At 60.4% G+C, this 19,774-nt stretch carries 22 protein-coding genes; 12 read left to right on the forward strand and 10 right to left on the reverse strand.

The genetic code is table 11. The features are described from left to right. Window positions 1–22: 22 nt before the first annotated feature. The 3 genes from rho to hemE all read right to left on the reverse strand — a co-directional run bounded on the left by rho (window position 23) and on the right by hemE (window position 3,079). Complete coding sequence (gene rho, locus HYPMC_RS21060; protein ID WP_013950154.1) at window positions 23–1,288, reverse strand: transcription termination factor Rho; 1,266 nt, start codon at window positions 1,286–1,288, stop codon at window positions 23–25. Window positions 1,289–1,490: 202 nt separating this feature from the next. Continuing rightward, window positions 1,491–2,018 (reverse strand): protoporphyrinogen oxidase HemJ, encoded by a 528-nt coding sequence (gene hemJ, locus HYPMC_RS21065; protein ID WP_029670686.1) that lies wholly within the window; start codon window positions 2,016–2,018, stop codon window positions 1,491–1,493. A gap of 8 nt (window positions 2,019–2,026) precedes the next feature. Further along, window positions 2,027–3,079: a uroporphyrinogen decarboxylase gene (hemE, locus tag HYPMC_RS21070; protein WP_013950156.1), complete on the reverse strand. Its 1,053-nt coding sequence runs from the start codon at window positions 3,077–3,079 to the stop codon at window positions 2,027–2,029. Window positions 3,080–3,530: 451 nt separating this feature from the next. Between hemE and HYPMC_RS21075 the strand changes: the two genes are divergently transcribed. Genes HYPMC_RS21075 through dnaQ form a run of 5 tightly spaced genes read left to right on the forward strand, consistent with a single transcriptional unit; the run spans window position 3,531 to window position 7,163 of the window. Next, window positions 3,531–4,382, forward strand: a complete 852-nt coding sequence (locus HYPMC_RS21075) for a pyruvate, water dikinase regulatory protein (RefSeq protein WP_013950158.1) — start codon at window positions 3,531–3,533, stop codon at window positions 4,380–4,382. Then, window positions 4,375–4,986, forward strand: a complete 612-nt coding sequence (locus HYPMC_RS21080) for a Maf family nucleotide pyrophosphatase (RefSeq protein ID WP_013950159.1) — start codon at window positions 4,375–4,377, stop codon at window positions 4,984–4,986. Before HYPMC_RS21075 ends, HYPMC_RS21080 begins: the two co-directional genes overlap by 8 nt. After that, window positions 4,983–5,813 (forward strand): shikimate dehydrogenase, encoded by an 831-nt coding sequence (locus HYPMC_RS21085; protein ID WP_013950160.1) that lies wholly within the window; start codon window positions 4,983–4,985, stop codon window positions 5,811–5,813. The genes HYPMC_RS21080 and HYPMC_RS21085 overlap by 4 nt, the downstream gene beginning before the upstream one ends. Further along, window positions 5,814–6,431: a dephospho-CoA kinase gene (gene coaE, locus HYPMC_RS21090; protein ID WP_013950161.1), complete on the forward strand. Its 618-nt coding sequence runs from the start codon at window positions 5,814–5,816 to the stop codon at window positions 6,429–6,431. Window positions 6,432–6,452: 21 nt separating this feature from the next. After that, window positions 6,453–7,163, forward strand: coding sequence for a DNA polymerase III subunit epsilon (gene dnaQ / locus HYPMC_RS21095; RefSeq protein WP_013950162.1), 711 nt, complete (start codon window positions 6,453–6,455; stop codon window positions 7,161–7,163). A 6-nt stretch (window positions 7,164–7,169) separates the two neighbouring features. Here the strand turns inward: dnaQ and secB are convergent, their stop codons facing one another. Together secB and HYPMC_RS21105 are read right to left on the reverse strand one after the other, a co-directional pair. After that, window positions 7,170–7,664, reverse strand: a complete 495-nt coding sequence (gene secB / locus HYPMC_RS21100) for a protein-export chaperone SecB (RefSeq protein ID WP_013950163.1) — start codon at window positions 7,662–7,664, stop codon at window positions 7,170–7,172. A gap of 112 nt (window positions 7,665–7,776) precedes the next feature. Continuing rightward, complete coding sequence (locus HYPMC_RS21105; RefSeq protein ID WP_013950164.1) at window positions 7,777–8,307, reverse strand: FxsA family protein; 531 nt, start codon at window positions 8,305–8,307, stop codon at window positions 7,777–7,779. A gap of 295 nt (window positions 8,308–8,602) precedes the next feature. Here HYPMC_RS21105 and HYPMC_RS21110 point away from each other — a divergent pair, with 295 nt between their 5' ends. From HYPMC_RS21110 to HYPMC_RS24530, 3 genes are all read left to right on the forward strand, one after another. Continuing rightward, window positions 8,603–9,358 (forward strand): Tim44/TimA family putative adaptor protein, encoded by a 756-nt coding sequence (locus HYPMC_RS21110; protein ID WP_013950165.1) that lies wholly within the window; start codon window positions 8,603–8,605, stop codon window positions 9,356–9,358. Between the two features lie 102 nt (window positions 9,359–9,460). Continuing rightward, entirely contained in the window at window positions 9,461–10,780 is a 1,320-nt protein-coding gene (locus tag HYPMC_RS21115; protein ID WP_013950166.1) for a murein transglycosylase A, read from the forward strand. Next, window positions 10,777–11,409, forward strand: coding sequence for a Smr/MutS family protein (locus HYPMC_RS24530; RefSeq protein WP_013950167.1), 633 nt, complete (start codon window positions 10,777–10,779; stop codon window positions 11,407–11,409). The genes HYPMC_RS21115 and HYPMC_RS24530 overlap by 4 nt, the downstream gene beginning before the upstream one ends. 2 nt (window positions 11,410–11,411) lie before the next feature. Here the strand turns inward: HYPMC_RS24530 and HYPMC_RS21125 are convergent, their stop codons facing one another. Together HYPMC_RS21125 and HYPMC_RS21130 are read right to left on the reverse strand one after the other, a co-directional pair. Then, window positions 11,412–11,930, reverse strand: coding sequence for an invasion associated locus B family protein (locus HYPMC_RS21125; protein WP_013950168.1), 519 nt, complete (start codon window positions 11,928–11,930; stop codon window positions 11,412–11,414). After that, complete coding sequence (locus HYPMC_RS21130) at window positions 11,931–12,437, reverse strand: RNA methyltransferase (protein WP_013950169.1); 507 nt, start codon at window positions 12,435–12,437, stop codon at window positions 11,931–11,933. It abuts the gene before it with no gap. Window positions 12,438–12,489: 52 nt separating this feature from the next. Between HYPMC_RS21130 and HYPMC_RS21135 the strand changes: the two genes are divergently transcribed. Continuing rightward, on the forward strand, window positions 12,490–13,467 hold the full coding sequence (locus tag HYPMC_RS21135; protein WP_013950170.1) for an NADPH:quinone oxidoreductase family protein: 978 nt from the start codon (window positions 12,490–12,492) through the stop codon (window positions 13,465–13,467). A gap of 12 nt (window positions 13,468–13,479) precedes the next feature. Here HYPMC_RS21135 and thpR read toward each other — a convergent pair whose 3' ends face one another. After that, a complete protein-coding gene (gene thpR, locus HYPMC_RS21140) occupies window positions 13,480–14,058 on the reverse strand; it encodes an RNA 2',3'-cyclic phosphodiesterase (protein WP_013950171.1) in 579 nt (192 codons plus the stop codon). A 29-nt stretch (window positions 14,059–14,087) separates the two neighbouring features. After that, on the reverse strand, window positions 14,088–14,804 hold the full coding sequence (locus HYPMC_RS21145; RefSeq protein WP_371199526.1) for an arylesterase: 717 nt from the start codon (window positions 14,802–14,804) through the stop codon (window positions 14,088–14,090). 52 nt (window positions 14,805–14,856) lie between these two features. Between HYPMC_RS21145 and HYPMC_RS21150 the strand changes: the two genes are divergently transcribed. The 3 genes from HYPMC_RS21150 to HYPMC_RS21160 all read left to right on the forward strand — a co-directional run bounded on the left by HYPMC_RS21150 (window position 14,857) and on the right by HYPMC_RS21160 (window position 19,065). Continuing rightward, window positions 14,857–15,624, forward strand: a complete 768-nt coding sequence (locus HYPMC_RS21150; protein ID WP_013950173.1) for an ABC transporter ATP-binding protein — start codon at window positions 14,857–14,859, stop codon at window positions 15,622–15,624. Continuing rightward, window positions 15,621–18,200, forward strand: coding sequence for an ABC transporter permease (locus HYPMC_RS21155; protein WP_013950174.1), 2,580 nt, complete (start codon window positions 15,621–15,623; stop codon window positions 18,198–18,200). The genes HYPMC_RS21150 and HYPMC_RS21155 overlap by 4 nt, the downstream gene beginning before the upstream one ends. Window positions 18,201–18,303: 103 nt before the next feature. After that, a complete protein-coding gene (locus tag HYPMC_RS21160) occupies window positions 18,304–19,065 on the forward strand; it encodes a Bax inhibitor-1/YccA family protein (protein ID WP_013950175.1) in 762 nt (253 codons plus the stop codon). Between the two features lie 160 nt (window positions 19,066–19,225). On the opposite strand, the gene HYPMC_RS21165 is transcribed toward HYPMC_RS21160, so the two are convergent. Next, entirely contained in the window at window positions 19,226–19,609 is a 384-nt protein-coding gene (locus tag HYPMC_RS21165) for a DUF2794 domain-containing protein (protein WP_013950176.1), read from the reverse strand. Window positions 19,610–19,774: the final 165 nt, after the last annotated feature.

Consider the following 19,774-nt stretch of genomic DNA (forward strand, 5'->3'; position numbering starts at 1 on the left):
TCACGTGAATCGTTGTATCTGCTTATGTATTCATCGACTGGAAGAACTCGCCATTGGTCTTGGTCGAGCGCAGCTTGTCGATGAGGAACTCGATGCCGTCCATGGTGCCCATCGGGTTGAGGATGCGGCGGAGCACATAGACCTTCTTGAGCTGATCCTTCGGAATGAGCAGGTCTTCCTTGCGGGTGCCCGAGCGGGCCACATCGATCGCCGGGAAGACGCGCTTGTCGGAGACCTTGCGGTCCAGAATGATTTCCGAGTTGCCGGTACCTTTAAACTCTTCGAAGATGACTTCATCCATACGCGAACCCGTATCGACGAGCGCCGTCGCGATGATTGTCAGCGAGCCGCCTTCTTCGATGTTGCGAGCCGCACCGAAGAAGCGCTTCGGCCGCTGCAACGCATTCGAGTCGACACCGCCGGTGAGCACCTTGCCGGATGACGGCACCACGGTGTTGTAGGCGCGACCCAAGCGCGTGATCGAATCCAGAAGAATGATGACGTCCCGCTTATGCTCAACGAGACGTTTAGCCTTCTCGATGACCATCTCCGAAACCTGGACATGGCGTGAGGGCGGCTCGTCGAATGTGGACGAGATCACCTCGCCCTTCACCGAGCGCTGCATGTCGGTGACTTCCTCCGGCCGTTCATCGATCAGAAGAACGATCAGGTAGCACTCCGGATGATTGACCGAGATCGAGTGCGCGATGTTCTGAAGAAGAACTGTCTTGCCGGTTCGCGGCGGCGCCACGATCAGTCCGCGCTGGCCTTTGCCGATCGGCGAAACAATGTCGATGACACGCGGGGACAGATCCTTGATTGTCGGGTCTTCGATTTCGAGCTTCAGCCACTTTGTCGGATAGAGCGGCGTCAGGTTGTCGAAGTGGCTCTTATGCTTCGCCTTCTCGGGGTCTTCGAAATTGATGTTCGAAACCTTGAGAAGGGCGAAGTAGCGCTCACCTTCTTTGGGAGAGCGGATCTGGCCTTCGACGGTGTCGCCGGTGCGGAGGGCAAAGCGGCGGATCTGCGAGGGCGAGACATAGATGTCGTCGGGGCCAGGAAGATAGTTTGCTTCCGGCGAGCGCAGGAAGCCGAAGCCGTCCTGCAGAACTTCGACGACGCCCGTCGCGGTAATTTCAGTCTCCTGCGTCGCGAGCTGCTTCAGCGTCGCGAACATCAATTCCTGCTTGCGCAGGGTCGAGGCATTCTCGACACCAGCCTCTTCGGCGAAGGTGACGAGCTCAGCGGGAGACTTCCGCTTCAAATCCTCGAGCTTCATTTGCTTCATTGAAAAAGAACTCCACGGAGCGCCGCATGTCAGCGGAATCGGGTGGTGAGGTGGGGTGAATGAGCCTGGCACAACGGCGACGAGGCGGGCGCCCCGTCATAACCCAGCGAGCGTTGACGCATTAAAACGTCGAAACGTGCCGTCTGCCAAAATCCAATGAGGACACGGCTTGTATAGCAGATCGGCACCGATCTGGAAAGTGTCAAAACGGCTTTACAATCACAAGGATGACGATCCCGATCATCAGTACGGTCGGGATCTCGTTGACGATTCGCCAGTGGCGCGCTGGTTTCGTGTTCCGGTCTTCGCGGAAGGCGCGGGTGGCAGCAGAGAGGTAGCCATGCAACCCGGAAAGCGCAAGGACAAGCGCCAATTTTGCATGCAACCAAGGCGCCGACCAGAAAGCACCCTGCCAGGCCAGCCATAGACCCAGGACCCAGGCCACCACCATCGCAGGCGTCGTGATGATATTGAGGAGGCGCGCCTCCATGACCTTGAAAGTCTCAGACTGAGGCGAACCGACCGGCGTATCGGCATGATAGACAAAGAGGCGCGGCAAATAGAGCATGCCCGCCATCCAGGCGATGATCGCGATGACGTGGAGAGCCTTGATCCAGAGGTACGCGGCGTCGCCGAAAATCAGCATCATCGCGGCGGCTGCAATCGCTGTGATGGCAAGGGCGACGCCGGCGCGGATGGCTACAGTTCGTCCGCTGGTTGTCTCTGCCATGACCTGCCTCACGACGCTTTGCGCACACGCGCGACGAGCCGCGCAACATTGTCCGGCGGTGTCTCCGGAACGATGCCGTGTCCGATATTGAAGACGAACGGCAGCCCAGCCATCGTTCTGCAAATCGTATCGACACGCTGGTCGAGGGCATCGCCACCCGCCACGAGCAGCAGCGGATCAAGATTGCCTTGCACGGCTTTGCCTGTTTTTGCGATCGTCTGCATCACGCTCAGCGGGCAGGAGGTGTCGCAGCTGACGCCCTCGACGTTCGTGCCGTCGATGTAGGTTTGCAGCGAAGCCGCGGCGCCGCGCGGAAAGCCGATGACCGGAACAGCGGGGAAGCGTTCTCGAATTGCGCTGACGATACGGGCGGTCGGCGCGATGACCCAGCGCGCAAATTCGTTTTCGGCAAGGCTTCCAGCCCAACTGTCGAAAATTTGGATTGCATTGGCGCCGGCTTCAATTTGCCTCGTGAGATAAACGATCGATGTTTCCGTCAGGATGTCGATGAGTTGCTGAAAGCCTGCCGGATCGCGATAGGCCCAGCCTCGTGCCGCTGCCTGGTCCGACGAACCTTTGCCTTCGGCCATGTATGTCGCGACGGTCCACGGTGCCCCACAAAATCCGATCAAAGCTGTTTCGCGCGGCAGTGCTTCGCTGAGCCGCTGGACCGTTTCGCAAACGAGCGCGAACTTGTCGTTGGTGTTCGATAGGGCGAGTCGGGCGAGACCAGCAACGGATTTGATCGGATCAAGGCGCGGACCTTCGCCTTCGGCGAAGCGAACGCTCTGGCCCAGCGCATCGGGCACGACGAGAATATCGGAAAACAGGATCGCGGCGTCGAAGCCGAAACGACGGATCGGCTGCAACGTCACTTCGGCGGCAAGCTTTGGCGTGTAGCAGAGATCGAGGAAGCTGCCGGCTTCGGTGCGGACCTGGCGGTATTCCGGCAGGTAGCGGCCGGCTTGCCGCATCAGCCAGACCGGAGGCGGTAACACGGCCTTGCTCGCAAACGGTTGCAGGAAGCGCTTCTCGAGCAGTTCGGATTTCAGGTCGCGCACCTTCGTTCTTCCCTTCACTTCAGATCAGATAAATTTTCTTGAAGCTTATTTTTTTGACTCTTAGGCCGGGGAGGATCGGGGATCGGTTAGCGATCCACGCGTCATCCACAAGGTATCCCATTGCCGGATCGTGTAGCACGAGGCGTAGCGCTTGTGGGACGGCTGGCGCAATAGGGCCTTAAGACCCCCATTAATCAAGGCCTTGCAGGTAATGTGTGCCACCAACCCGAAGGGACATCCTGTTAATAACGGGCAGACGAGGCCAGGAGAGCATGGTTGTTCCTTTGGACGGCCATTCGCTGAACAACATCTTTCCCTTTTGCCAGGATGTGGGTATCGCCGTGGGCGAGGGGACAGTTGTTCTCTCAACCGATGGGCCGTCCACGGGGGCAGGGGATAACATGCGAGTTTTGAACATGCCGCCGGGCGTCGTTTTCGAGAGATCATCGCCATGACGCTGCCGAGCCTTTTTCACATGCATCTCGTCTCGGATTCGACCGGTGAAACACTGGTGGCGATCGCAAAAGCGGCGACGGTGCAGTATCAAAACATTCGCGCCATCGAGCATGTGCATCCGCTGGTGCGAACGCAGCGGCAATTGAAACGCGTGCTGGCCGATATCGAGGAGGAGCCCGGCATCGTTCTCTATACCATCGTCAATACGACGCTGGTGGCCGAGCTTGAAGCGCATTGTCAGCGACTCAAGATTCCGTGCCTCGCCGTTTTGCAACCGATCATGAAAGTTTTCGAAAGCTATCTTGGCGCACCGCAGACGCCGACAGTCGCAGGCCAGCACGTGCTCGATGCCGACTACTTCCGCCGCATCGACGCGATGAATTTCACCATGGCGCATGACGATGGCCGGCTGCCCGACAACCTCGATGACGCCGATATCGTGCTGCTCGGTATTTCGCGCACATCAAAGACGCCGACGTCGCTCTATCTTGCCCAGCGCGGTTACAAGACCACGAACTTGCCGCTGGTGCCGCAAGTGCCGTTGCCGGAACAATTGTTGCAGCCGCATACGGCGTTCATCGTCTGTCTGATCGCGAACGTCGATCGCATTGCCGACGTGCGCCGCAATCGCGCAATTCTGATGGCCGACCGCGATCTCGAAACCTATGTCGATCGCGATACGATCTCAGCGGAGATTGCGTATACGCGAAAACTTGCGGCACAACACGGCTGGCCGATCATTGACGTGACGCGTCGTTCGATCGAGGAATCAGCCACGATGATCCTGAAACTTTTGCAAGACCGGAAATCCGGTACGCGACCGGAGGTAGAACCGTCCAATGCCTGAATCAACGCGCCTCGTGCTCGCGTCTGGAAGCGCGGCGCGCAAAGCATTGCTCGAAGCCGCTGGCCTGACGTTCGATGTCGTTCCAGCGCAAATCGACGAAGCCGCCATTCGCACAGCTATTCTCGAAGAAACAATGGGGGCCGAAGCGAGCGATATCGCGAGCGTGCTGGCAGCCGAGAAAGCCCGCGCCGTGTCGGAACTGCACCGGGAAGCATTGGTGATCGGCGCCGATCAGGTTCTGGTGCTTGGCGGCAAGATTTTTTCCAAGGCCGAGACGATGCCGGAAGCGCGCGAGCATTTGACGATGCTGCGCGGACGCACGCACGATCTCGTTTCTGCTGTGGCGCTTGCACGCAACGGCGTCGTGCACTGGCAGACGCTGGCGGTCGCCGGAATGACGGTGCGCGATTTCTCCGACGAGTTTCTAGGGGCCTATCTCGAACGCATGGGGGATCGGGCGTTGGCGAGCGTCGGATGCTATGAGCTCGAAGGCACCGGCGTGCAGCTTTTCGAGCGGATCGAGGGCGATTATTTCACGATCCTCGGTATTCCGCTGTTGCCGCTGCTGCAGCGTCTGCGTGATGAAGAGATGATCACGGCATGAAGAAAGCATGTGTCATCGGCTGGCCGATTGCGCAGTCGCGATCGCCGCTCATTCACGGCTATTGGCTACGCAAGTATGGGATCGAAGGTTTCTATACGAAGGAGCCTGTCGAGCCGAAAGATCTCGTGACGTTTCTTGCCACGATGAAAGAGCGCGGTTTCCTCGGCTGCAACGTCACCGTTCCGCATAAGGAGCGCGCGTTCGGATCGGCAGACATCAAGGATGCGTCCGCGGTGGCGATCGGCGCCGCGAACACGCTTTGGTTCGAGGGCGATGCGCTCGCTTGCACGAACACCGATACCTACGGGTTCATGGCCAATCTTGATTGGCGTGCGCCGGGTTGGTGCGCGGTCGATGGGCCGGTTCTGGTGCTTGGTGCGGGCGGCTCGGCGCGGGCGGTCGTCTACGGCCTTTTAGACAGCGGGCGGAGCGATATTCGCGTCTTCAACCGGACCCTCGATCGGGCGGAAGACATTGCGCGGCACTTCGGCGCAGGGGTGTCGGCGTGGGCGTGGGATGTCCGGAATAATCACGTCGGGGAAGCATCTCTTATCGTTAATACGACAACTCTCGGTATGAACGGCGTTGGTGACCCCGAGATCGACTTCCGCTCTGCGAAAAAGGACGCTGTTGTCGCCGATCTTGTTTACGTCCCGTTGGAAACTCAGCTCTTAAAGTCCGCGCGCACGCATGGATTGGTGGGGGTCGACGGTCTCGGCATGCTGCTCCATCAGGCTGTTCCCGGATTTGAAAAATGGTTCGGGGTCCGGCCTGAGGTTTCCTCCGAGCTTTATGCCCTCGTTGCTGACCATATTCGCGAGGGATGAATGCGCGTCGTGGGACTGACCGGGTCGATCGGTATGGGCAAATCGACAGCCGCAGCGCGGTTTCGCGCGCGGGGGATCGCCGTGTTCGATGCCGACGCGGAGGTGCATCGGCTTTATGCCGGGCCGCTGGCTGAGGAAATCGAAAAGGCGTTTCCGGGATCGCTGACGAACGGCGCCGTCGATCGCGCCAAACTCACCGAACATCTCATCGCTGCACCACATCGATTCAAAGAGCTTGAGGCCATCGTGCATCCGCGCGTGCATGAGGCTGAGCGCAAATTCCTGCAAGCCGAATACAACCATGGTTCGGAGCTTGCCGTTCTCGAAGTGCCGCTGTTTCTCGAAGCCGGGCGCGATGAGCATGTCGATGCGATCATCGTCGTTACCGCTTCGCGTGAGGTTCAGCGCGCGCGGGTGCTTGCACGTGCGGGAATGACGGACGAAAAATTCGAAACCGTGGTGGCACGACAGCTTTCGGAAGCCGAAAAGCAGATCCGCGCCGATTTCGTTGTGGACACCAGCGGATCGGTCGAAAACTGCAACAGCCAAATCGACGTCGTCATCACTAAACTACCGGCCTTGAGCGCCACGGCCTACGAGCAGTTCTGGCGCGATTGACGCCAGGCTTGAAGGACCAGAATGCGCGAAATCGTTCTCGACACGGAAACAACGGGCCTCGATCCGAAAAAGGGTCATCGCCTGATTGAAGTCGGCGGTATCGAGATGATCAACCGCATTCCGACGGGACGCGAGTTTCATCGTTTCATCAATCCGCAGCGCGACGTGCCGAGGGAAGCGCAAGAGATTCACGGGATCGCGACGGAGTTCCTGTTCGACAAGCCGCTGTTCAAGGACGTGGCGCGCGATCTGCTAGCGTTTCTGGCGGATGACGTTCTCGTCATTCACAACGCGCAATTCGACATCATGTTTCTCAATTACGAGCTGGGGCTCGTCGGTGAGAAGCCGATCAGCTTCGATCGCGTGGTCGATACGCTCGCGATCGCACGGCGTCGCCATCCGGCGGGCCCGAATACGCTCGACGGATTGTGCAAACGATATTCCATCGACAATTCCGTGCGCACGAAGCATGGCGCGCTTGTCGACAGTTTGCTGCTGGCGGAAGTTTACGTCGAGCTGCTCGGCGAACGTCAGGCGGCGCTCGGATTGCAGACCGTCGGCGCGAAAGCAAACGGCATGCGGCCCGGCGCAGGGCGCACTCTCGCGGCGGTTCGGCCGGAGCCGCTACCGCCGCGCATTGGCGAGGCCGACATCGCCGCGCACCAGTCGTTTATCGAGAAAATGAAGACGCCGGCGCTTTGGCTCAACTTTTGGAATAAAACGTCGGCGTGACGTCGATCAGGCGTCCGCGCGGCCGGTCGATTGAGCGCGCTGACGTTGGCGCTGAACGTAAAGGCCGCCGAAGTCGATCGGATCGAGAAGCAGTGGCGGGAAACCGCCTTCGCGGGTGATGTCGGCGACGAGACGGCGCAGGAACGGGAAGATCATCGCCGGGCCGGAAATCAGAAGGAACGGCTCAAGCGCACCATCGGGAATGCTGTCGATTTTCAGCAGTCCAGCGTAGACCGTTTCGAGCACGTAGATAGTGCCGAGGTTGTTCGTTGCGGTCGCCTTGAACTCGATTGCGGTCTCGTAGAGATCGCCGTTGATGCGCTGGGCGGCGACGTTGACCTCGACCTGAAGGTTCGGCTGATCGCCGGCGCCGGCAATCAGCTTATGAACGTTCGGATTCTCAAACGAGAGATCCTTGATGTACTGGTTGACGATCTTGGCTTGGATCGGAACCTGCCCGTCGTTCGCTGCGCCGTTTCCATTGTTTTCGTTGTCGGCCATGGCTCCCCTCCCGCGGCGTCGCGATGCTTAAATTTTGATGCGGGGTCGCTAGCACGTCGATCTGGGTGACGCAATCAAATGCGCTTGCAAGGCTTTCCCGAAACGCGTGTCGCTACGAGCGGGACCGGCGCGGCTGGACGGATCTGCCCGGGCGCATAGGCCGCTCGCTGACGCGTTCATATTCGCCTTCGATCACGATGCCGTCGGCATCGGCGGGCGGAACATCGTCTCTGGCGCGAAACGTCTCGCGGCTGACCTCAGCCTGATAGTGGAACAGCGTGACGAGCTTCAGCAGGCCGGTTTGGATGACGATGCGGCGGATCGGCGGCACGAGCAGGATCAAGCCGCAGAAATCGGCAATGAGACCGGGAAAGATCAGAAGCAGCCCGGCGAGAACCTGTAGAAAGCCATCGAAGAGGGGCGAGAAACCTTCCCGCTCGGATCCCAAGCGCGACAGGGCACGTTCGAAAACAGAAAGACCGACGCGGCGGATGACATACGTGCCGAGAATGCCGGTGCCGATAATGATCGCCGCGAGCCACCAGATGCCGATGAGCTGGCCAACACGGATCAGCAGCCCGATTTCCAGCAACGGAAGGGCTGCGAACGCGAGGACCAGGGCGATTTTCAAGGGTTGAGACATATGCTCTTACCTAACGAACGCGACACCTTAGCGCGGTTGCATGTCAGCGGCCACACACCTTCCCGACACGGGGGTGGACGTTTCAACACTATTTGCGTTGCTCTTGGCGCTTACCATGAGGCAACGTCACATTCGCAGGCCGAAAGATGGACGGCAGACGCGGCAACCTTAAGGTGCTATAGCTGCCATCTTCAAAACGTCCGTCCGCAGCCTTAGATAGGTGATAGGGTTGCGGCAATCCGGGTGCCCGTCGGCATCTCTGTCCTTGTCCCCCACCGGAGCGCTGACCTTTAGAATGTACGGCCAATTTGATCTCATAACGCTGATTGCTCTTGTCGTCGCGGTTGCTGCGATCATCAAGCTCAGGAGCGTGCTTGGCCATCGCACCGATGAGGACGAGCAGCGCGTCGAGCGGCTGAAAACGCGTGAGCGCGAAGCTGCGCAGCGTCCGGCGACCGAAACGGCGTCGGCCGACGTCATCGCGATGCCGCGCCGCGACCGGGAACCCATGCCGCCTGTTCCGGCGCCGGAAATGTCCGGTCCGAGCGTCGAAGCAAAAATTCGCGCCTATCCGGTACAGGATCCGGCCGTCACGGCTGGCTTGCTCGATATTGCGAAGCTCGACCCCTCGCTCGATCCCGAGTCGTTCGTGGCGGGCGCCGGACGGGCTTACGAGATGATCGTGTCGGCGTTCGCCGAGGGCAATCGCCGGGCCTTGAAAGACCTTCTGAGCAAGGAAGTTTATGACGGATTTACCACCGCGATCGCCGACCGCGAAGCGCGTGGGGAGACGATCGAGCAGCAGTTTGTCGGCATCAAAAAGGCCGAGATCGTCGAAGCCGAAGTCAAAAACGGCGTCGCGTCTGTGACGGTGCGCTTCATGAGCGAACTGATCTCGGCAACGCGTGACAAGGCCGGTCAGGTCATCGCGGGCGATGCGCAGAAGATCAAAGACGTGACGGATATCTGGACGTTCAGCCGTGATGTGTCGACGGCGAAGGCGCGGAGCAACCCGAATTGGCGGCTCGTCGCGACGCAGGCGCCAAATTAAGTCACGATTAAGCGGTACATGCTTTTCTGAGGGGCGGTGTATACCGCGCACGGAGTAAGAGGTCGTTGAGGACTGCGTGGGTCGGGCACCGGGGGGCGCCTTGTGACCAAGTGTGCGTATCACCCGAGATTTTTACTGGTCAGCCGTCTTGCGATGGCGACCGTGCTGGTGTTTCTGTCCCATAATCTTATCCTTGATGGTCAGACAGCGCTGGCCGACCCTTCGTCTCCGCCACCTCAAACCCAAGCTTCGCCCGCGATGCCGCCGAGTGCTGTTACGTTCGAGCCTATGGCGTTCAGTGAGCTTCCCGGCTGGGCGGTGGACGACCATCTGGCGGCGTGGAAGGCTTTTTTAGCTTCGTGCAAGCCGGTCCTGCGCGCGGGTGCCCGTCCTGCTAAATCAGGGAGCGCCGGAGAACCGCAGGCCCTTCTCGACATTTGCTCGACTGCGCTCGAACTGTCGAAAACGAAATCCATCCGTACGCGCAGCGAAGCGCGGCAGTTCTTCGAAGCGAACTTCCGGCCGCATCGTATTAGCGGTGGTGACAGCGAAGGTCTGCTGACAGGCTATTATGAGCCGGTCATCAAAGGATCGCGGACACCGACGGCGATCTATAAGATTCCGATCTACAAGCGTCCGCCCGATCTCGTGAACGTGGTGGCGGAAAGCGAGCGCGGGGCGAAGTCGGGGTCTTTCACGCATCAGCGGAAGACTGCGAAGGGCCTTGAGCCGCATCTGACGCGCTCCGAGATCGAGGAGGGCGGTCTCGCAGGGCATGGGCTTGAACTCATGTATCTCAAGGATCAGGTCGACGTCTTTTTCATGCAGGTGCAGGGGTCGGGGCGCATCCAACTGCCGAACGGCGAAAAAGTGCGCGTGACCTACGACGGCAAAAACGGCTATCCCTACACATCCATCGGAAAAGCGCTAATCGCCGACGGTCAAATGACGGCCGAGGAGATGTCGCTTAAATCGCTGAAGAGCTATCTTCGAGCAGACAAAGATCGCGCTAAACCCGTGATGTGGAAGAACAAGTCCTACGTCTTCTTCAAGGAGCTTTTAGGCAATGAGGCGAAGGCGCCGATGGGTGTCATGAGCATTCCGCTGCAGACCGGACGGAGCCTCGCCGTCGATACAACGTACTACGCGATTGGAACGCCGATCTATGTCGATGCGCCGCGGATCACGCACGCCACGACGTCGAAGGTTTTTCGCCGCTTGATGGTTGCGCACGATGTCGGCTCGGCGATCAAGGGCACTGAGCGCGGGGACATCTATTTCGGTTCGGGTGCCGAGGCCGGGCGGCGGGCCGGCGTCACGAAGCAACCCGGTCATCTCTATGCATTGCTGCCGAATGAAACCAGCACTGACTATGGCATCCCGGCGGTTCCAGACCCGAAGACTGCGAGCATGGAGCCGTGAAGAAGCGGCAAGGGCCCGGCGCCAAAAAAGGCGGATCGACCGGCGATGACGATCATGAGGTTTGGCACTACGCGGCGGCAACGATCGAGCCGCTGAAGCGTGCCAAAGGCCGTTTTCATCCCGCCAGCGAGGCCGTCAAACTCGGGCACGTCAAGCCGAAAGCCCCAGCGCGCGTCGAGCGCGTCACGGGCAAGCATCGCGCGGATGCGGCGCCGGTTGAAGCGCCCGCCGTCAAGCCGTCGCGCACGACAGCACCAGAGCTGGCACTTTTCGATCGCAACAGCGTACGGAAAATTCGCGGCGGCCGTCTCGATATCGAAGCGCGGGTCGATCTGCACGGCATGCGCCAGCACGAGGCGCATGCGGCTTTACGGCGATTTCTGCTGAGCTGTCAGGCGCGGGGCCTGCGCTACGTTCTGATCATCACCGGCAAGGGCAAGGCGCTGGGTTCGCAGGCGTCACACATCGGTGAAGCAGATCGCGAGCGCGGCGTGTTGAAACGCAATGTGCCGCGTTGGTTGGAAGAACCGGATTTGCGCGCGATTGTCGTCAGCTTTACGACGGCTGCTATTCAGCACGGCGGCGAGGGCGCCATCTACGTGCATTTGCGTGCGCGCCATCGCGTGTAAGTTCAGAAACAGGTTTGCTGGAGTTTCTGCAGGGCCTGTCCGATGCCGCTCAAAGAATAGGTATCTGTAACCGTCGCGCCGCTCGCGGGCGTCGCCGCGACGGTCATAGTGCTGCCTTTGCGCATGGCTTCGACGAGCTTCAGCTCGCGGGTCGAATCGGAGACGTAAACGCGGTCGCCGGAACCGAAGAGCCGAAAACCTGCGGGGCTTACGGTCGCCATGCCCGGTGTGTTTTTCTTTATGCGGAAGCCCATACGGAAGCTGACTTCGGCGCGAATGCCGTCTTTCGGCCAAGCGGAAATGTAGGCCCGAGGCGACTGGCGATTGACGCTCCCCGATTGGCTTGCTGTCGGCTCGCTGGTGATAAAACAGAAAAGATGCGGATCGGCGGTGTCGGTCATCAACGACCAGGCACCATAGGTGTTGACGCGCGTCATCTGTTGCTCGGCGCCGAATGCTCCTCCGCCGGGTACTGCGGCAACCAACAAGAGAATAGCTAAGGTCTTCCCGACATTCGGCATTCAAGGTCCCCCCTCGCCGATCGGCCGATCGGCGAACCGAGCCAGCGATTTAATGCGGTCATACATCACGATAGCGCCGGCCATCGCAACATTGACGCAAAAGGCTGTCGGGATCTTGACGACATAGTCGCAGCGTTCGATCAGCGGTTCGGACAGCGAGCCGAGCTCAGGTCCCAGCACATAAGCCGCGCGCAGCGGATGGCGGAAGCTCGGCAGATCTATCGCATCGTCGAGCAGCTCGATGCCGACCAGCTTGCAGCCGCCGGGCAGAGCCATCTCGTCGAGCGAGGACCAATTGTAATGCGGCAAATGCAACTGACTTTTGGACGTGTCGGCGTAGGCCTCAGCGGCTTTGTAGGTGGCGCCAACGGTAAAGGTAAAGCTTGCCCCGAAAGCATGGGCCGAGCGCATCAGGTTGCCGAGATTGAGCGACTTCGACATGCGTTCGGCGCCGATAGCGAAATAGCCTTTCGGATGCGGCGGCCATGTGGTCGCTTTTCTTGACATTGGGTTCCGCTCGTGTGTGTCAGAGAGAGATGCAGCGCGAGGGACGTCACATATGAAGGCAGCTCTTTGCAAGAGCCTTGATGGGCCGAACGGCCTCGTTATCGAGACGCTGGCGAAGCCGGTGCCGCGCGACGGCCAGGCGATTGTCCGGGTTGCGGCAGTCGGTCTCAATTTCGCCGATACGTTGATTACGCGCGGCAAATATCAATTCAAGCCGGATCTGCCGTTCTCGCCGGGGGCCGAGATTGCGGGGGTGGTCGGGAGCGTGGGGCCGAACGAACTCGGGATTCACGTGGAACAGCCGGTGATGGCCTACGTCAATTGGGGCGGGGCGGCGGAAAACATCGCGGTTGATGTCGGTAAGCTGGTGCCCATTCCCGATGGGGTGCCGATGGCGGTCGCGGCCGGGCTTTCGGTGACCTACGGCACGGCGATTCATGGGCTCGCGGATCGCGGCCAACTGAAAGCCGGAGAAACGGTCGTCGTGACCGGCGCGGCAGGTGGCGCTGGGCAGGCGGCCGCCGAGATCGCGAAGCTGATGGGCGCGCGCGTCATCGCGGTCGTGTCATCGGATGAAAAAGCGAAAATCGCCAAGGCTGCCGGGGCCGACGAGGTGATCTTGTTTCCCGGATCGGATCTCAAAACGGAAGTTCGCAACCTCACTGGCGGTCGCGGCGCGGACGTCGTCTACGATTGTATCGGCGGAGAGGCATCCGAACCGCTCGTGCGGGCTTTGGCGTGGGAGGGGCGCTTTCTGGTCGTCGGGTTTGCGGCGGGTGAAATTCCAAAAATTCCGCTCAACCTGCTGCTGTTGCGTGGCGCGGAGATCGCAGGCGTTTTCTGGGGCGAAGCCGTGGCGCGTAATCCGGCCGGGCATCGCGCCAATATGGTTCGCGTCTTGGACTGGGTACGCGAGGGGCGGCTCAAGCCGCGCGTTCAGGCGACGTATCCGCTCGAAGACATCGTGTCGGCGTTGGGTGTGCTCGACCGCCGCGAGGCCACAGGCAAGATCGTGCTGACGATGAGCTGACGCGGTCGCGCGTTACCAGCTCACGTCGCCTTCGCCCTCATCTGCCAGGAAGCCCATGCCGCGCATCGGGAAGCGTTCTTCGACGCCGTACGGGCCGCCGCCGACGCTTGGGCGCGAGGACATCAGCAATGTTCGTGCAACGAAAAACGGCTCCGAGCGATAGCCGCCGTAGCGCGACAAGTAACGGGCAACGGCATCGACGTTCGAATGCTTCAGGCGGGCGAGCGTGACATGCGGTTTGAAGGCCCGCGTATCGGGCGCAAGACCGGCGTTGCGCGCAGCTTTCTCATGGGCGCGGGCGAGGTCTTCGAGTTCAGGTTTGGGTTCGACGCCCGCCCAGATCGAATGCGGATCGTCACCTCCGAAGACGCCAAGACTGGACAAGCGCAGCTCGAAGCCGTCAGGTTCGATGCGGGCGAGGTTGTCGGCAAACTCGCGAGCTTGGACGTTGCCGATGTCGCCCGCGAACCGCAGCGTGATGTGGTAGCTCTCGGGTTTGATCCAGCGTGCGCCGGGAAGAGGCATACGCAACCGATGCAGCTCGTCGCAAATATCGTCAGGCAGTTCGATGGCCGTAAACAAGCGGGGCATTTCAGGATGTCCTTGCTCGTATGCGGGGCTTAAGGCGCGGCCCCTTTTGCTGTTGTCTCACTTTGCTCGATGCGCGCGATAAGCGCTTCGACGTCAGGCAGAATGCGTTTCACGATTTCGGCAACGCCTTTGGCCGTTGGATGCAGACCATCGGGTTGCGTAAATGAGGGATCGAGCGCGACGCCTTCGAGAAAAAACGGATAGAGCGGAACGTCGTATTTTTTTGCGAGATCCGGAAAGATCGCATCGAATTTTTTGGCGTAATCGTCGCCCCAATTGTTCGGCGCTTTCATGCCGGTGAGCAGAACGGGAATGCCTTTGGCTTTGAGATCGGCCAGCATCTTGTCGAGGTTTTCGCGCGGGACTTTCGGGTCGATACCGCGCAGCGCGTCGTTGGCGCCAAGCTCCATGATGACCGCGTCGGGTTTGGGATCGAGCGCCCAGTCGAGGCGTTCCAGTCCGCCCGACGTCGTATCGCCCGAAACGCCGGCATTCGTTACGGTGACCTTGTGTCCTTTGGCCTGAAGCGCCATCTGAAGCTGGGCCGGGAAGGAGTCGCTGGTTTTGACGCCGTAACCGGCCGTCAGACTGTCGCCGAAGGCGACGATCGTCAGCGGGCGCGACGACACGGCAGTTGCAGAGGTTACGAGCGGAGCCATCATCCCGGCACAGATCATCACGCGAAAGGCGATCTTCGCAATCCAGCCAGAAACCCGAATTGGGGCGCGGGAAGCTTTAGCGTTCATCTTTCGGCCCCACACATCACACATTTCATGAGCTGACGTAGAGGCTCAATGTGTGCGGCACAAGTCCGATACGACACACATCAGCCACGACAAGGCAGGGCATCTTAGCTTGAGCGATCCGATCATTAAACTCGACAATGTGCAGTTGACCTTAACGAGCCGCGCCGGGCCAGTACATATCCTGCGTGGCGTGTCGCTTGCGATTCCGCGCGGGCAATCGGCGGCGATCGTCGGGCCATCAGGATCGGGCAAGACCTCGCTGCTGATGACGATGGCGGGCCTCGAACGGGCGACAAGCGGGCGCATTACGGTCGCGGGGCGCGATCTCGGATCGCTGTCGGAAGATAATCTGGCCGTGCTGCGCGGCGCCGACATGGGCATCGTGTTCCAGTCGTTTCATCTCGTGCCGACGATGACGGCGCTGGAAAACGTCGCCCTGCCGATGGAGCTTGCGGGCGAAACGAAGGCCTTCGAGACGGCGCGCGATCTGCTAGCGGAAGTCGGCCTAAGTGCCCGCGTCGATCATTTTCCAGCGGAGCTTTCGGGCGGTGAGCAGCAGCGCGTTGCGATTGCGCGTGCATTGAGCCGGTCGCCAGACATTTTGTTCGCGGACGAACCGACAGGCAATCTCGACGGACGGACGGGCAAGCAGATCATCGAGCTGTTGTTCGGTCTGCGCGAGCGGCGCGGCGCGACCCTCGTGATCGTCACGCATGACAACAAGCTTGCGGCGATGACCGATCGCGTGATCCGCATGACGGACGGCGCAATCGTCGCCGACGAGAGGACGGAACCCGCTATGCGCGCGGTTTCGTCGTGACGGCACTCTCGAATTTGGACGGCGCGGCTCAGCCGAAGCGCGCGAGTGTTCTCACCATCGTTCGTCTCGGTTTGCGCGAAATTCGCAATGGTTTCGATGGTTTTCGCATTTTCATCGCCTGTCTGGCGCTGGGCGTGATGGTGATCGCGGCCGTCGGCGCGCTGGCCGATGCGCTGCGCGCCGGACTGACGAAACAGGGCGAGGCGATCCTCGGCGGCGATGTCGTGTTCGCGCGGATGCATGTTCGCGGCACGTCCGAGGATCAGCAGCTGTTTCACAGTCTCGGGCGGGTGAGCGAAACGGCAACGATGCGAACGATGGCGCGGCGTACCGACGGTTCGGATCAGGCGCTGGCGGAGTTGAAAGGCGTCGATGGCGCTTATCCGCTCGCAGGGACGGTAACGCTGAAGAGCGGCGGCACATTTGCCGAAGCGCTTTCCGGACAGGGCGCTGTCGCCGATGCCATGTTGCTTGATCGGCTCGGTCTCAAGATCGGCGATGAGATGCGCATCGGCTCCGAAAATGTCGTGATTAAAGGCATTCTCGATAACGAGCCGGATGCCATCGTCGACCGCATGACCTATGGCCCGCGTGTGTTCGTGTCACTCGCGACGCTTGAAAAAACCGATCTCATCAAGCCCGGCACGCTCATTCGCTGGCGCTATGCAATTAAGTTGCCGGCGGGTGCGCCAAGCGACCGTGGAGCGCTTTCGAATTTGCGCAAATCGGTTGCCGAAAAACTTCCGACCGGCGGCTACACCAGCAACGATCGTTATGATCCGTCGCCGCAGATCAGCCGGGCACTCGACCGGTTGCGGCAGTTTCTAATTCTGATTGGGCTCGCGTCGCTTCTGGTCGGCGGCGTCGGCATTGCCAATGCGGTTTCGACGTTCATCGACAAGCGGATGAAGGTGATCGCGACACTTCGAAGTATCGGTGCTTCGGGATCGCAGATCATGGGCATATTCCTGGTGCAGCTCGTCATCATGAGCGCGGTCGGTATTGCCATTGGGTTGGCGCTGGGCGTTGCGGTGCCGTCGATCATCGACGAATTCTACGGCGATCTCCTGCCCGTGCGCATCAATGTCGAGGTCTCGCCGCTCAGTCTGGGACTCGCGGCGCTCTATGGTGCGCTCGTTGCGTTGCTGTTTGCGCTTTGGCCGTTGGGACGAGCGGAAAACGTGCCCGCGACAGTGCTCTTTCGCGACAGCATTAACGGATCCGGCGGTCGGCCGCGAACATCGCTGATCGTGTTGATGGCGGCGCTCGGTGCGGCGCTGGTCGCGATCGCGGTGATGACGTCGGAGCCACGGTCGATTGCGCTTTGGATTCTTGCCGGGCTGGTCGTCATGCTGGTCGTATTCGGCTGGCTCGGTGGATTTCTGGCGCGGATGGCGCGTCGCCTGCCGCGTCCGTCGCGGCCGGAATTGGGACTGGCGTTGCGCAACATCGGTTCGCCTGACGGGCTGACGCGTTCTGTCGTGCTGTCGCTCGGGACCGGCCTTTCGCTGCTCGTCGTGGTGGCACTTGCGAATGCTTCACTGGTGGCGGATTTGCGCGACCGCTTGCCTGAGGAAGCGCCGGATTATTTCCTGCTCGACATTCCGCCCGGAGATTTCGATGGGTTGAAGGCGCGCATCGCGCAAGACGCGCCGGGCACGTCACTGGTCGAAGCGCCGATGCTGCGCGGCCGGATCGTCGCGATCAAAGGTACGCCGGTCGAGGATCTCAAGTTTCCATCCGATACCCAGTGGGTACTGAACGGCGACCGTGGCCTGAGTTATTCCGGCAGCATTCCAGAAGGTTCGGCACTCACCGCCGGTTCCTGGTGGGCGAAAGATTACTCCGGGGCGCCGCTCGTGTCGTTCGAGGGCGAAATCGCGAAAAAACTCGGCCTCGGGCTCGGTGACAGCGTGACGATCAATGTGCTCGGACGGAATATCACGGCGAAGGTCGCAAGCCTGCGCGAGGTGAAGTGGGAGAGCATCGCCCTCAACTTCATCATGGTGTTCTCGCCGAACACGCTGCGGGCGGCGCCGCATAATCTGCTCGCGACGGTGCGCCTGCCGCCGGGAACGGCGGCGGATGTCGAAACCCGCATGGTGCGCGATATCGGCCGGTCCTATCCGTCGGTCAGCGCCATTCGCGTTCGCGACGCAATCGATCAGTTCAGCAAGATCTTCGCGAAAGTGATGGTGGCGGTTCAAGTTGCAGGTAGCGTGACCCTGACGGCGGGCGCGCTCGTTTTAGCAGGCGCGCTCGTAACGGCGCAGCGGCGGCGAATCCTCGAAGCCGTGATCCTGAAGACGATCGGGGCACGGCGGCGGCAGATTCTCATGGCGCACGCCTGGGAATATGCCTTGCTGGCCGTGATTGCGGCGCTCATCGCCATTCTGCTCGGCAGCGTCATCGCTTGGGTTGCCGTTACCCGCGTGATGGAATTGGATTATGTCTTTTCGCTCAATGCCGTTTTCGTGACGCTCGGGGTTGCAGCGGCTATGATTGCGGTGTTCGGTGGGATCGGAACGTGGATGATCCTTAAGGCTCCGCCTGCAGGTTACCTGCGTTCAGAATAAAAGCATTCTGCTTTTGGTTTCCGGACCTTGAAAGGCTTCGGCGGCAGGATCATATTCTACGCAGAACCGGCAGTTCGCCGGATAACACGAGGATTCGAGGACCATGGCTGAAGTTTTTTCGCGACCAAATAGCCCGTACGGCAGCGCGCGGACATCTGGCGCGATCGACCAGGGGCTGCGCTCGTTCATGCTCGGCACCTACAACTACATGGCGCTCGGCGTAGCCGGAACGGCGGCCATTGTCATGCTTCTGATGGCCAACCCGCAGGTTATGGCTTCAATTGCACTGGGCCCCATGAAGTGGGTGCTATTTGCAGTGGTCATGGGCCTGGGCTGGTTCGCTCCCCGCCTGTTCTTCGGCGGTAGCACGGCAATGGCGCATGGCGCCTACTGGCTCTACTGCGCGGCTTGGGGCGCACTGATCGCTCCGATGGTCTCGCTTTACGTTTCGACCGGCATGGCTGGCCTCGTCGGTCAGGCGTTCTTCATCGCCGCTGCGATGTTCGCGGTCACGAGCCTCATCGGCTACACCACGAAGAAGGACATGACCGGCTGGAGCGGTTTCCTGTCGATGGCGTCGATCGGCCTGATCGTCGTCATGCTCGGCAGCTTCTTCTTCATCACCGATCCCGGCACCAGCAAGACGGTGAGCATGGGTATCTCGGCCGTCGTCGTGCTGCTCTTCTCGGTCATCACGGCGTTTGAAACGCAGGCGATCAAGTCGATGTACATCGAGAACGCCCAGTATGGTGGCGAAGAGCAGCTGAAGCGGTCGTCGATCTTCGGCGCCTTCATGCTCTACGGCTCATTCATCACGCTCTTCATCCACATCCTGAACCTGTTGGGAATGGCGAATCGCAACTAAGAGCGAGAAATCAAATTGAGAAAGGCCCCGGATTCCGGGGCCTTTTTTGTTTGCGTATTTTTTGTCGGCGCCTCGCGACTCCCCTGCGGGGAGCCGGCCGCGAGGCGTGGGAGTTCTTGAGATTCTGTTCGGTAGGCCGGCCGGAAGCGGCGGAAGAGGTTTAAAAGCTTACGACGTCGGGGCGGTCTTCGAGGACGCTCAGCACGCGTTTCAGGTCGTGGCCGCGCTTCATGATGAGGCCGCCGGCCGCGATGACGCTGTAGGCGCCCTGTTTGCGCGCTAGGCGCAGATCCTTCTCGATGCGATAGAGCGCGTATTCGCTGGCCTTGCGATAGACGGAGAAGACGGCCTTGTCGCGCAGCAGGTCGATGGCGTAGTCGCGCCAAGCGCCCGAGGCGACTTTGCGGCCGTAGAGATCGAGAATGGCTGTGAGTTCGTAGCGATCGAATGTGGTTCGTCGGCCTGGCTCCGAATGCTGATCGGGCGATCCAGGCGTGCCCGCTGAGCGCGGGCGAAAAACTATCGGGTCGGTTGTCTCGCTCAAACGGCGCCGTCCAATCGTTGATGATGGAGGATCGCGCTAACGGACAGCGAATGCAAGAGTGACGTCAAAAAACTTGCGGTTCTTCGGCCAAATGAACGGGATGAACAACTTTGGGGACAAAGCACGGAAATACCCTGACCCTGACAAAATCGCGACTCAGGCGCG

The sequence above is a fragment of the Hyphomicrobium sp. MC1 genome, assembly GCF_000253295.1.
Lineage (GTDB): Bacteria > Pseudomonadota > Alphaproteobacteria > Rhizobiales > Hyphomicrobiaceae > Hyphomicrobium_B.

Coding starts and splice junctions, on each gene's coding strand:
- rho (WP_013950154.1), bottom strand. CDS start 1,288: ATGAAGCAAATGAAGCTCGAGGATTTGAAGCGGAAGTCTCCCGCTGAG.
- hemJ (WP_029670686.1), bottom strand. CDS start 2,018: ATGGCAGAGACAACCAGCGGACGAACTGTAGCCATCCGCGCCGGCGTC.
- HYPMC_RS21075 (WP_013950158.1), top strand. CDS start 3,531: ATGACGCTGCCGAGCCTTTTTCACATGCATCTCGTCTCGGATTCGACC.
- HYPMC_RS21080 (WP_013950159.1), top strand. CDS start 4,375: ATGCCTGAATCAACGCGCCTCGTGCTCGCGTCTGGAAGCGCGGCGCGC.
- HYPMC_RS21085 (WP_013950160.1), top strand. CDS start 4,983: ATGAAGAAAGCATGTGTCATCGGCTGGCCGATTGCGCAGTCGCGATCG.
- coaE (WP_013950161.1), top strand. CDS start 5,814: ATGCGCGTCGTGGGACTGACCGGGTCGATCGGTATGGGCAAATCGACA.
- dnaQ (WP_013950162.1), top strand. CDS start 6,453: ATGCGCGAAATCGTTCTCGACACGGAAACAACGGGCCTCGATCCGAAA.
- secB (WP_013950163.1), bottom strand. CDS start 7,664: ATGGCCGACAACGAAAACAATGGAAACGGCGCAGCGAACGACGGGCAG.
- HYPMC_RS21105 (WP_013950164.1), bottom strand. CDS start 8,307: ATGTCTCAACCCTTGAAAATCGCCCTGGTCCTCGCGTTCGCAGCCCTT.
- HYPMC_RS21110 (WP_013950165.1), top strand. CDS start 8,603: ATGTACGGCCAATTTGATCTCATAACGCTGATTGCTCTTGTCGTCGCG.
- HYPMC_RS21125 (WP_013950168.1), bottom strand. CDS start 11,930: ATGCCGAATGTCGGGAAGACCTTAGCTATTCTCTTGTTGGTTGCCGCA.
- HYPMC_RS21130 (WP_013950169.1), bottom strand. CDS start 12,437: ATGTCAAGAAAAGCGACCACATGGCCGCCGCATCCGAAAGGCTATTTC.
- HYPMC_RS21135 (WP_013950170.1), top strand. CDS start 12,490: ATGAAGGCAGCTCTTTGCAAGAGCCTTGATGGGCCGAACGGCCTCGTT.
- thpR (WP_013950171.1), bottom strand. CDS start 14,058: ATGCCCCGCTTGTTTACGGCCATCGAACTGCCTGACGATATTTGCGAC.
- HYPMC_RS21145 (WP_371199526.1), bottom strand. CDS start 14,804: ATGAACGCTAAAGCTTCCCGCGCCCCAATTCGGGTTTCTGGCTGGATT.
- HYPMC_RS21160 (WP_013950175.1), top strand. CDS start 18,304: ATGGCTGAAGTTTTTTCGCGACCAAATAGCCCGTACGGCAGCGCGCGG.